Origin of the sequence: Paraburkholderia sp., assembly GCF_026225065.1 — a bacterium.
Taxonomy (GTDB): domain Bacteria; phylum Pseudomonadota; class Gammaproteobacteria; order Burkholderiales; family Burkholderiaceae; genus Paraburkholderia.
In genome coordinates this window covers 1-12,111 of the sequence record NZ_JAMFSB010000173.1, presented here as the reverse complement: position 1 = coordinate 12,111, position 12,111 = coordinate 1, and the positions used below count along the sequence as shown (strand labels likewise).

General features: G+C 58.8%; 10 protein-coding genes. All 10 read left to right on the top strand.

Going from position 1 to position 12,111, the window contains the following annotated elements:
* Positions 1-237: 237 nt before the first annotated feature.
* Positions 238-1,617 carry an undecaprenyl-phosphate glucose phosphotransferase gene (locus tag M0954_RS12635; RefSeq protein ID WP_297353557.1) on the top strand — a complete coding sequence of 460 codons (1,380 nt, stop codon included), beginning with the start codon at positions 238-240 and terminating at the stop codon, positions 1,615-1,617.
* A 36-nt stretch (positions 1,618-1,653) separates the two neighbouring features.
* Positions 1,654-2,091: a low molecular weight phosphotyrosine protein phosphatase gene (locus M0954_RS12630; RefSeq protein WP_122157534.1), complete on the top strand. Its 438-nt coding sequence runs from the start codon at positions 1,654-1,656 to the stop codon at positions 2,089-2,091.
* Complete coding sequence (locus M0954_RS12625) at positions 2,082-2,630, top strand: hypothetical protein (RefSeq protein WP_297353555.1); 549 nt, start codon at positions 2,082-2,084, stop codon at positions 2,628-2,630. Before M0954_RS12630 ends, M0954_RS12625 begins: the two co-directional genes overlap by 10 nt.
* A 246-nt stretch (positions 2,631-2,876) precedes the next feature.
* Positions 2,877-3,932: a polysaccharide biosynthesis/export family protein gene (locus tag M0954_RS12620; RefSeq protein WP_297353553.1), complete on the top strand. Its 1,056-nt coding sequence runs from the start codon at positions 2,877-2,879 to the stop codon at positions 3,930-3,932.
* Positions 3,933-3,972: 40 nt separating this feature from the next.
* Entirely contained in the window at positions 3,973-6,165 is a 2,193-nt protein-coding gene (locus M0954_RS12615; protein WP_297353573.1) for a polysaccharide biosynthesis tyrosine autokinase, read from the top strand.
* A gap of 49 nt (positions 6,166-6,214) precedes the next feature.
* The gene (locus tag M0954_RS12610) at positions 6,215-7,381 is read left to right on the top strand and encodes a hypothetical protein (protein WP_297353552.1); all 1,167 of its coding nucleotides are present in this window, start codon (positions 6,215-6,217) and stop codon (positions 7,379-7,381) included.
* The gene (locus tag M0954_RS12605; RefSeq protein WP_133893800.1) at positions 7,378-8,220 is read left to right on the top strand and encodes a glycosyltransferase; all 843 of its coding nucleotides are present in this window, start codon (positions 7,378-7,380) and stop codon (positions 8,218-8,220) included. The genes M0954_RS12610 and M0954_RS12605 overlap by 4 nt, the downstream gene beginning before the upstream one ends.
* A gap of 182 nt (positions 8,221-8,402) precedes the next feature.
* A complete protein-coding gene (locus M0954_RS12600) occupies positions 8,403-9,263 on the top strand; it encodes a glycosyltransferase family 1 protein (protein WP_297353550.1) in 861 nt (286 codons plus the stop codon).
* 7 nt (positions 9,264-9,270) lie between these two features.
* Positions 9,271-10,137 carry a glycosyltransferase family 2 protein gene (locus M0954_RS12595; protein ID WP_297353548.1) on the top strand — a complete coding sequence of 289 codons (867 nt, stop codon included), beginning with the start codon at positions 9,271-9,273 and terminating at the stop codon, positions 10,135-10,137.
* A 105-nt stretch (positions 10,138-10,242) separates the two neighbouring features.
* A partial coding sequence (locus M0954_RS12590) for a DUF4838 domain-containing protein (RefSeq protein WP_297353546.1) occupies positions 10,243-12,111 on the top strand: 1,869 nt, incomplete at its 3' end.

Below are 12,111 nucleotides of genomic sequence, written 5' to 3'. Positions count from 1 at the left end.
TTGCCTTGCGAAAGATGGGCTGACGTGGGGTTGTCTGTCGATCCGGGGGGATCGCAAACCCACTAATAGAGGATAACTAACCATGCCTGGACAGATACAACAAAGTCGGAATGCCGATCGCCGGGTCAAACCCGTGATGCACAGCGCGTTCCTGGCGACTTTTGCAAACGTCTGGGCGTTCCCGAGGGGCGGTCAAAAATGATGAACGTTGCAACCCTCGCACAAGAAACGCGAAAGATGCATGGGCTTCAGGGCCTCGTTGCGCGCGCGCTGGATGTCGCGCTGATCGTTGGCGGAGCGACAGCGGCGGCGCAGATTCGCTATGACGATCTGTTGCGGCATCACACGGATGCTGCCTTCATCGCATTTGCTACCGCGCTGGCGATCTCCCTGTTTCCTGTCTTCGGTATCTACCAGTCATGGCGTGGCCGCTCGATGCTGCGTCTTGCCGGCCAGATCTCGCTCGCGTGGGTGGTTGTCCAGGCGTGCGCGCTGGTACTGATGTTTTCTTTGCACAGAACCGATCTGATCTCGCGTTTGTGGTTTGCCTACTGGACGGGCCTGACCGGCGGTGCGTTGATCGTATCGAGGCTGACGGTGCACGCTGCGTTGGGGCGCGTTCGTCAGGCTGGCCTGAACCTGCGCAGGGTCGCAGTCGTGGGGCAGGGGGCGCATTGCCAACGCATGGTGCGCAACATCGGAGCTGCTCCTTCGAGTGGGTTTCGCGCGTCTGCCGCCTATGACATTTGCCCCGAAACGGGTCTTGCCAGCCTGGGCATGCCCGTGTTCGACGACCTGACGAAATTCGCACGCCATGTTCGCTCAGAGGGCGTGCAGGAACTGTGGCTGACGCTTCCGCTGTCGGAGGAGCGCACGATTTTGAAGGTCGTGCAGGAGTTCCGCGATGACCTCGTGAACATCCGCTTCATGCCTGACGTTAGCGGTCTAGCCCTGTTCGATAGCGGGATGATCGATCTGATCGGCGTGCCTGCGATCAACCTCGTTGCATCGCCGTTGTCGTCGCACGCGCTTGGCAAGAAGGAGATGTTCGATCGCGTCTTCGCGGCCGCCGCGCTGCTCGCTCTGGCGCCCCTGCTGATGGGTATTGCCGCGGCAGTCAAGCTGTCTTCGCCGGGTCCCGTGATCTTTCGGCAACGGCGTAAGGGCGCCGATGGAAAGGTCTTCCAGATCTACAAGTTCCGGACGATGCACGTGCACAGCGAAGAACGGGGTGTTGTCAGTCAGGCCAGGCGTGGCGATTCGCGCATCACCAGGGTCGGCGCCTTTTTACGGCGCACCAGTCTCGACGAGTTGCCGCAGTTCTTCAACGTCCTGAGTGGCGATATGTCGGTGGTCGGGCCGCGGCCGCACGCGATCGAGCACGACGAGCTTTATCGAAAGGTCGTGAGCGGCTACATGCACCGCTATCGGGTCAAGCCAGGCATTACAGGGTGGGCGCAAGTCAACGGCTTTCGCGGCGAAACGGACCGGATCGAGAAGATGCAAGGGCGTGTCGAGCATGACCTGTATTACTTGCGCAACTGGTCGTTTGCGCTGGATATGCGGATTGTTGCGGCGACTATCTGGCGCGGATTTCGGCACACGAACGCGTATTGATTGCGACGCTCGCCAAATGAACAGGAAGTGTTAGTCATGTTCGATTCGATCCTCGTGGTATGCGAGGCCAACATGTGCCGCAGTCCCATGGCGCAAGCCATTCTCGCCAGACGGTTGCGGGGCACGACGGTCGTCTCGGCCGGCACCCGGGCGATACCGGGCCGCGCGGTCGACGGGTTTACGTCGAAGTTGATGGCGACCCGTGGTTACGACTTGCGGGGGCATGCGGCGAATCTGATTGGCTTGCCACAGGTACGAGCTGCGCAACTCATCCTGACCATGACGATGATGCAACGCGCGACGGTAGAACGTGCATACCCGTTCGCGCGAGGCAAGGTTTACAGGTTGGGGGAGCACGACGATCTGGATGTCCTCGACCCTTATCTCGGTTCCATCCAGACGTACGAGACGTGCTTCGAACAGATCGAGCGCGGAGCTGCTAACTGGATTCAGAGGATAACGAAATGTGGCTGAACCGACTCAAGAAGACCGGTTTGATACCGGATGGACTGTGCGCACTGGTGATATGTGCGTTCGCAGCTGTGATGTCGCCCGCTGCACAGGCTCAGTTGTTCGCGGCTGCTGCTGCTCATTCCGCCAGCAACGCGTCGTCCACGGCAGCCCAGCGAAGCAGCATGGGAAATAGCCGAAGCGCGACGGACCCACAAGTGCCGTTAGCGGAGCAAGCCCTGTTGGGCGGACCGAGCGATGCCGAAGATGGCTACCTCGACGGCTTAGGCGGACCGATCGATGCATCGTCGGAACAGTCGGGTGCAAAGAGTCTGGAGCCGCCCACGCCGACCGAAGCGTTAATCGCGGGTGCCGATGACGGCACCACGAAAACCGGAACCGACAACGCGAGCGAGTCGGAAAAGCGGCCTTCTGCGCTGGGGCGTCAGAGCACCGCAAGCAGTGTTTATGGAATGCCGGAGACGTCAGCGGGTCGCGGCCTGATCGCATCGCCGGGCGCTTTGCCGTTCGACGGGGCATCGGTGTACCCGTCTCCATGGTAAGCCGATAGTGAAATCGATAGGTTTGCGAACGACATACAACGGGGTAACCGACAGGAACAAACAGACACCCGGCCAGCCTGCCGGGCGAACAAAACAGTTAGCTTCAGGATGGATCTAATGAAACCCAAGCAAAAAACAAAAATGGATGTATCGAGGGCAACACGATGGCAATGGAGTGTTCGTGCGGCATCGGTTGTGGGATTGCTGGCGGGGCTATCGGGCTGTGGAATCGCGCCTGGCATGCGGATGTCGCCGAACGCAACTCTACCGGTTTCGGCCGCGACCACGGATCATGCAGCGGTGCAGCTCCCCGTGCCGGTTCGCGAGATCGACGTCTCGCTTGTGCAGCAACTTCACGATGCGCCTGCCACACCGTTTGAGTCCGATCTGTCACCGCTGCTGAGCGACACGGCGCAGCCCTACGTGATCGGACCCGGCGATGTTCTGCAGATTACCGTCTGGGATCACCCCGAACTCGACGCCGCCGGTACTGGCGGTGGTCTGAATAGCACGCCAGCGCGTCCCGCCGATCCGGCTGCGGGCTTCGTGGTGAATAGCGCCGGAGAGGTGCAGTTTCCCTACATCGGCAAGCTGAGAGTGGGTGGCGAAACCACGGACGAAGCTCAAAGCGCGATCACCAAGGCGCTTACCTATTTCAAGAATCCTCAGGTCACTGTGCGGATTGCGTCGTTCCGTAGCAAACAGGTTTACGTCGAGGGCGAAGTCCACACGCCAGGAATCCAGCCGATCAACGACGTGCCTATGACGCTTTACGAAGCAGTCAACCGCGCTGGCGGATTTGAGCCGTCTGCCGACGAGAGCCGCCTTGTCCTGGTCCGCGGCGGGAAATCGTACCAGGTAGATCTCACCGCGATGCGAGATCAGAAAATTAGCGGATCCCAGATCGTGCTGAAGAATGGCGATGTGTTGCGTGTGACTTCCCGCGACCAGAACGGCGCATACGTGATGGGAGAAGTGAACAAGCCGACGTTTGCGACGCCGCTACGCGACGGCACATTAACGCTAAGCGATGCACTGACGCAAGCGGGTAGCCTGAACAATAACAGCGCGGACGCAGGGCAGATTTTTGTCATTCGTGGTTCGAAATCAACAACTCCACAGATCTATCACCTGGATGCTGCCTCGCCGATTGCGATGGTGCTAGCCAACCAGTTTGAGTTGCTCCCGAACGATGTGGTCTACATAGATGGAAACGGTCTGGTACGGCTTAGCCGCGTGCTTAGCTTGCTGTTGCCCGCTATCAATGCTGGTTTAACTGGAGCGGTAGTCGCGCATGAATAACCTATACCACCCCGAACAAAACCTTATCCCGCCCGGCCGATTGTCCAGTCATCGCGGCCGCGACGATCTATCGAGTGCCGATGAGCCGCCGCTTTCCGAATACGTCTCGGTGGTGCTGCAGAACTGGAAGCTTATCGCGATCGTTGCCCTGGTCATCCTCACATTGGGGATGAGCTACGCGATCTTCGGCACGCCCGTCTATCGCGCGGACGCAATGATCCAGGTGGAAGATGGGACGGCCGACGCGAAGGAGCCGCTGGGCGAGTTGGCGTCGCTGTTCGACACAACCGCAAGTACCGCGGCCGAAATCGAGCTGGTCGGCTCGCGACTCGTCGTGCAAAAGACCATGCGCGATCTGCATCTCGACATCGACGCCAAGCCGGGCTATTTTCCTCTGCTGGGTGCGTTTATCGCACGTCACGTCAAACCCGGTAAATTGGCCGCGCCATGGCTGGGCATGAACCGCTTCTCCTGGGGTGGCGAGGAAATCGATGTAAGCCGGTTCGATTTTCCGTACGACGCTGCTTTTACGTTGATTGCAGGCGCGGGGCATACGTTCGAAGTACGAGACAGCGATGACGATGTGATTGCTCGTTGTGTCGTCGGTCAAGCATGCGCGGGGACAATCGACGGTGAGCCGGTGACGGTACGCGTTGAGCGCCTCGTCGCCAATACCGGAGCGCACTTCGCGCTCAAGCATTTCCGTGAGCTCGAGACGATCGATCGTCTGCAGGACCAACTCGACATCGAAGAAAAGACCAAGCAATCGGGCGTGATCAGTGTGACGCTCAATGGCGCGGACAAGAAAAAGGTCACTCGGATAGTTAATAGCATCGGGATGAACTATGTCGAACAGAACGTCAGACGAAAACGTGATGAGGCGCAGTCGACTCTCGACTTTCTGTCAAAGCAGTTACCTACGCTGAAGGCCAGGCTCGAGAGCTCCGAGAACGCATATAACGCATTTCGCAATCGCAAGGGAACCGTCGATCTCAGCGAAGAAAGCAAATTGTTGTTGGGACAGCTCGTCGACCTGAAGTCCAAGCAGATAGATCTTGAACAGAAGCGCAGCGAAATGCAGCAGCGCTTCTCTGATGATCACCCTGCCGTGGTCGCGCTTACCGACAACATCGCTGCGCTCGCCGATGAGCAAAAGAGTCTCTCCGACCGGGTAGGCGCGTTGCCCAACACCGAGCAGGAAGCGCTGCGGCTTTTGCGTGACGTGCGGGTGGATACGCAGTTGTACACCAACCTGCTCGACAGTTCACAGCAGCTGGCAGTGGTAGAGGCGGGGCAACTCGGCAATGTACGCGTCGTAGACTGGGCGATGCAGCCCGACGATCCTGTCAAACCGCGCAAGCTGATTGTGCTGGGCATTTCGTTAGTTCTCGGCATCGTTGTTGGCGTGGCGGTTCCCTTTGTGCGACGCTCGCTGCAGGTTCACATTGAAAATGCGGAGCAAATCGAGCAGATTCTCGGCACGCCGGTGTACTCGGTGGTTCCACATAGCGAGCGACAAGGTGCGATCGAGCGTCAGATTCGCAAAGGACGCACCGGCCAACTTCTGCTCGCCCGGACCGCTCAGGATGACGTAGCAATCGAAGCAATTCGCAGTTTACAAACGGCCTTGTATTTCGGCGCGTTCGACGCAGTCAACAACATTATCCTTATCACCGGGTCGCGTCCAAACGTCGGCAAATCATTTGTGGCGGCGAATCTTGCGGCGGTGATGGCTGCTGGCGGAAAGCGGGTTTTGCTGGTCGATGCCGACCTGCGGCGCGGAAACATCCACACCTACTTCGGCACAGGGCTGGTTCCGGGGCTTGCCGATGCGCTGGCGAGTGACACGGCGGATCCGTTGATCCAGCACAACGTGCTCCCCGGTCTCGACTTCCTGCCGCGCGGCGCGGCACCTGCCAATCCTGCCGAACTATTGATGGGCGGCCGGCTGAAGACGCTGCTGGATCGATTCTCGGAGCAGTACGACGTCGTGGTGATCGACACGCCACCGGTACTCGCTGTTACCGATGCCATGCTGATTGCCCGCCATGTCGGAACAACGCTGCTTGCGGTGCGCCACGGCCAGCAGACCGTCAACGAGATTAGCGAGGCGGCACGGCGCATACGCAATGCAGATATCGTGGTTCGCGGCGTCGTTCTTACCGACGTTCCGCAGAGCCGTCTCGGGTATGGCAGCTATAGCACGGGTTACTACGCGTATGAAAGCCGCTAGCTATCGTACTGGGAGCACACCCGTTCTTTCGCGTTCGAGTGTCCCGAACATGCCTCGACGACTCATCAACATCCAGTTGGTGCTCGGACTGTTGCTGTTGTCGGTGCAGTTCGTGCTGATCGGCGGCGCGCAACTGGGGCAGATGTGGGCTGTCGCGCTGATACCGCTACTCATCATGAGGAAGGCGATTCGCGTGAAAGGTCACGAGATGCTGGCGTACCTCCTTTTTATTGGCGTCGCGCTTTTGCTCACGTCACTGAGCGGCTATCCCCGGATCAAGGCGACAGAGCAGATCGCGAAATTTGTGGTGGTCTACCCCGTGTTTTATCTCGTGGGCCGGGCCTTTGGCAGACACTACCTCCGCCATAAGTTGCCGTTCGGTTACATCGCGCTATTCATGTTCCTGGCGTACCAGGTTGCGCTTCAAAAGCTAAACATTCCGATTCTGTATAAGACCGTGGATTTCATGCAGGACGCTTTGCATGGTTCGTTCAAGGAAAAAAACTGGCTAGCCACGTTTTTCTTTCTTTGCAGCTATGCATTATTCCTGCAGTCGAAGCGTGGAAAGGCAGACGCCCTGTGGTTCATTGTGTTGAGTGCCGTTGTCGCGTTGCTTAGCGAGTCCAAGACCGAATTGATTCCTTGCGGGATCGTCCTGATGACGCAGATCAAGGGCCGCACAGCGCTAAAGATCGTGGCAATCGCTGCGGGTGCGGCGCTCTACTATTTCCGTTTCCACAGTGCGCTGTCGAGCGATCAACTGAACGTTCGGCTGGAACAGGAGCGCGGTCTCGCCTTCATGATGAGCATCGCGCTGGTCGTTAAAGACTGGACGGGTTATGGCTTCGGTTTCGTAGAAAGTTACTTCGCCTCATCGCCGGTCAGTGTGATCGGGTTGGGTGCAGGAACAAATTCGATCTTTTGCGCGCCTCTCGACCTGATGCTGATCGCAGGCGTACCGGGCGTGATTTTATGGCTGGTGTTCTTTTGTGGAGCCGGGCACGGTTGGCGGACCATGTTATGCCTCGCACCGGTCGCGGCGTGGTCGCTTGTGAACCCCATGCATCAAAGCGAGATGGTCTACCTGTTTTGTGGCTATCTGGTGTCGTGGGGGAGTGGTGTCTTCGCACCACGTGAAACCGCTACGTTCGCCGACGCCTCGTACTTATTCCCTCAAGCCGCAGGTTCACGTCAATTCCGCGGGGGAGGCGCATGAAATTCTCTCTCGTGATGGCCACGCTCGGCCGCAGCATCGAAGTCGAGCGTCTGTTCGTCTCGCTAGCGGAGCAATCGTGCCGCGATTTCGAACTGATCGTGATTGACCAGAATCCGGATGATCGTGTGAAAGCGATCGTGGACCGCTTTCGCGAGCAGATGGAAATTGTTTATCTGCGCTCTGAAAAGGGCTTGTCTCGCGCTCGCAATGTGGGTCTTCGTGCCGTCCGCGGGGAGATCGTCGCTTTTCCGGACGACGATTGCTGGTATGCACGTGACGTGCTTTCCTTTGTCGCCGCCAGGCTTGACGAGGACAGAAGTCTAGGGGGTATCACAGGCTGCAGCGTGGATCACACCGGCAGGTTGTCACAAGGACGCTGGGCGAATCAGCCGACACTGGTTGACCGGTTTAACGTCTGGACAAGTGCGACGTCTTATACGATTTTCCTGCGTGCGCAGGCCGTCGCCGCGGTTGGCGGGTTCGACGAAAGGCTGGGCGTGGGATCCGGCTCGCGGTGGGGCGCCGGCGAGGAAGTCAATTTTCTGTTGGGCGTCTTGCGCGCAGGCGTTGCCGTTCGGTACGACCCGGCTTTGCGCATAGCGCATCCGGAGCCGCTGCAGAGCTTCGATGAAAGGAGTTTCACTCGCGGGCGTTTGTACAACCGGGGCTTTGGCCGCGTGCTCGGATTGAACGGTTATCCGTGGCATTTCGTCCTGTACCTGCTTGCAAGACCGATGGCGGGCTGTCTGCTGGCGCTGTTCGATGGAGATGTTGCGCGCGCCCGCTACTACTGGATTGCCTCAACGCAACGCATGCTCGGCTGGGCCGACAGGGGATGAAAATGAACTCTACCTCCGTAAGCGTGCCTTCGCGTCGCACCTACACTGTCTACGCGGACCTGCGTTGGCCGGCACAGACGGGTATCGGCAATGTGATGACTGCGTGTCTCGAACGCGCACCCAGTGAGGCGACGATCGAGCCGCTGGACGTGCAGGGAGCAATTGGCAGTCCGCTTTCACCCATGTCGATCTCGAAGGCCTTGTTGAGCAGACGCACGAGCGGCGTATTTTGGAGTCCCGGTTTTGTACCGCCTGCCTGGGCCGGCTTGCCTTCCGTTGTGACCGTGCATGACCTCACGCATCGGCATTTCTATTCGCGGCTGCATAGAACCTACTACGACCTGCTGTTGCGTCACATGTATCGGAGATGTACAGCGATCGTGTGCGTCACGGATTGCGCTCGCAATGAATTTCTCGCGTGGTCCGGGATCGACGCCCGGCGGGTGCATGTGGTTCCGAACGGTGTGGGTGAGGCCTACGTGCGCAATACTCAGACGCTCGATCTTCCCTACCGCTATGTGCTTTATCCAGGCAACCGGCGCAACTACAAAAACCTTGACCGGTTAATGACGGCTTACGCGCAGTCGGCGTTGCCTGGGAAGGGAATCCACCTCGTGCTGACCGGTAACGCTGACCAAAACCTGAGCGGGCTTGCCAAAAAACTGTCCATACAGCCGTTTGTGAAATTCATCGGAAAGGTAGCCGATGAGGACATGCCGCGCTTGTACCGAGGCTCGCTCTTCGTCGCATTCATATCGCTATACGAGGGATTCGGACTGCCAATCGTCGAAGCAATGGCGTCGCGCGTGCCCGTGTTGACTTCCACCGTGTCAGCAATGCCTGAGGTTGCGGGCAACGCGGCGTTACTTGTGGACCCTTTGAGTGTTCCGGACATCAAGACGGCAATGAACCGTCTGGCGGATGAACCCGCATTGCGTGAGGACCTCGTTGGAGCAGGTGTTGCACGAGCGAGGCGGTTTAGTTGGGACGAGACCGCCGCTGGTCATTGGAGCATCGTCGAAGGCGTGTCTCAAGCAGCGTAAAGACTGCTTGCCGCGCCAGTACTGGTTGTTCAAATCCGGGGGGAGTATGAGCATTCAAGTTCGCTTGAACGTCGTGATCGTGAATTTCCGGACGCCGGATCTCACGCTGAATTGCATCAATTCTGTTCTCGCGCTAAAGATCGCGCAGCCTGAAGACGTGGTGGTAGTCGAAAATGCTTCGCCCGACGATTCGTATCAGCGACTTCGTGCGCAATTGCCGGCTGGCGTTCGCCTGGTCCGTTCGTCCCTGAATCGCGGTTTTGGAGCTGGTGTGAATCTTGGCGTTGTCGCGGGCATGCACGACTACGTGCTCGTTCTGAATCCCGATACCTACTTCGTCGACGATAGTCTGCAAAAAGCGCTCGACGTGCTGGCAGCGGCACCAGCAATTGGTCTCGTCGGACTTGATCTCACCAATCCGGATGGCACGCGCCAGTACTCGGCGAGGCGCTTTTATAGCATGCTCGATATCGTAGGGCGGCGTACGTCGCTCGGAAGATCGGGAATATTGCGTGAGCGCATCAAGAGGCATCTTATGGTGGACGCCTGGGCGCCGGGGGTTCCCTTTGACGCGGACTGGGTGATGGGCACCGGTTTCGTTGTGCGGCGTTCCATTTTTGAAGAGTTGAGCGGCATGGACGAAAGTTACTTTCTTTATATGGAAGACGTCGATCTGTGCGCGCGAGTGTGGCATTCAGGTTATCGCGTAGTGTGTGTACCGGGGGCGCGCCTTGTGCATGAACATCAACGGCAATCGGCGGGCGGATTGATGAATCGCGCCAGCCGCTATCACCTGCAAAGCCTGCTTCGATTCCGCAATAAATTCCGGGTGCCACTGACCTTTCCGCCTGGTATCAACGGTATCGGCAGGTAGTGCGGCATGGCCGCGACCTGGACCACGTGTTTTCGCACTGCCAGATATCTTGCATACCTTCTGCTCGCAACACACTGTCTGGCAGCTTATGCGGCCGGGGGATCCTTGTTGATCAACGGGGACTTCTCCGCAGGACGAAGCGGGTGGTGGGGCGACGCGGCGAATGTCGTCAAGCAGTCCGCGGCCGGTGATGCACTGGAATTAGCGGGAGGCTTCGTCGCGCAAGATCGAATTGCCGTCCAGGGCGGACTGCACTATCGCATCCAGATGAGGCTTCGTACCGTTGACGCGCCCGCAGGCTCCACTTTTGTCCAGGTCAGCTTCAGGGGGCCAAACGTGGACGCTGGCTGGCGCGGCATCGAGCGTGTGGCGCAGCCTTGGGGGCACGAAGCCGCGGTGATAGTGGACCGCGAAGCAAGTGGTTCGTGGACGAGCTACGACGTGGTCGTGCAGGCACCGCCCCAAGCGAATCAGATACTGCTTTATCTACGCAAGGCGAAAGGAACTGCGGGCGTTGCGCAATTTGCTCAGGTCACGCTCACAGCCACCGACGAACCGGTCACGACGGTGGCGGCGATACAAGCGGCGCAAACGCGGGCAAGTCTTTTTCGGGCGCCGCTCCCCGACGCGGCCCGCGAAGCGGCCCTCGCGGCGGTTATCCGCTCGGGCGGAGCGGCCGCAACGCAGTTGCAGTTGGCGGTGGATGGCGTGACGCGTTACCACATCCATGTCGGCGCGAATGCAGATGCGATGACGCTGCACGCGGCAAGCGAACTTGCCGACTATCTCAAGCAGATCACCGGCGCCGATTTCTCGACTATTTCCGATGACAACGCTCCGCAAGGTGGACCGCTGATCGTGATCGGCCGGTCCAACCGTCTCGCGGAACCGCTATGTCCGCTTGCTGATTTCGATGCGTTAGGAGACGACGGCTTCGTTCTATGTACGTCGGGCAGAAACCTGGTCATTGCAGGCAATACGTCGCGCGGCACCATGTATGGCGTCAACTGGTTTCTCGATCGAACACTGGGGGTCAAGTGGCTGGCTCCCGACGCGACGTACGTGCCCACGCTGACCACGTTGAGAGTCGCTGCGCCACATGAAAGACAGATACCGCGCTTTGCCTATCGCGAAGTCTTGAGCAGCGAAGGCCAGAACAAGGCGTTCCGAGCCCACAATCTGCTCGACGGCGAATCGCACGGCCCTTCGTTCTCGGCATCGCCAGCCGGAATTGACGACTGGGATCACAGCTGGCTTGCGAAGGGCGGCGATGCATCTTTCTGGGATTTGTTGCCGCGTGAGCGTTACGCAAAGGAGCACCCCGAATGGTACGCAGGCGGCCAGGTTGCAATGATGAATCCGGCTGTGCGCAAAGTGCTGGCAGCGAATATCGTCGCGAGAATGCAGCGCTTGCCGGACTACACCAAAGTCTGGTTCGGCCTGCACGATATGGATTGGGGTTGGGACATGGACGCGGCAAGTAAGGCATTCGCCGATCTCCATGGCGGCAATCCGTCTGCTCCGCTGCTAGACATGGTGATGGACGTTGCCGCGCAGGTGCGCGAGGTTCTGCCTGGCGCCAGGTTTACCTTCGACGCGTATCACTGGGGTTTTGCTCCGCCAACGGGGATGTCGGTCCCGGACTACATTCTGGTCTATCCGATGACGATTCAGGTGGACTACAGCACACCGCTGGACTCGGGACGCAATGTTGAGCTTGGCAAAGATCTGGCTAGCTGGAACGCCATTTCTCAGCATATGTTCGTGTGGGATCACGTCACGAACTTCGGAGGTTCGATACAGCCGACGCCCAATATTTACCCGATCGGCGCGAGCATCCAATGGCTCGCGACGCTGAAGCACGTCACGGGTTATTTTGCAGAGGGAAGCTGGTTTACCCCGGGCGCCGAGTTTGCGAGTCTGCGGGTATGGCTGATCGCGCGGTTGTTGTGGGATCCCTCGCAGGATGTTCAT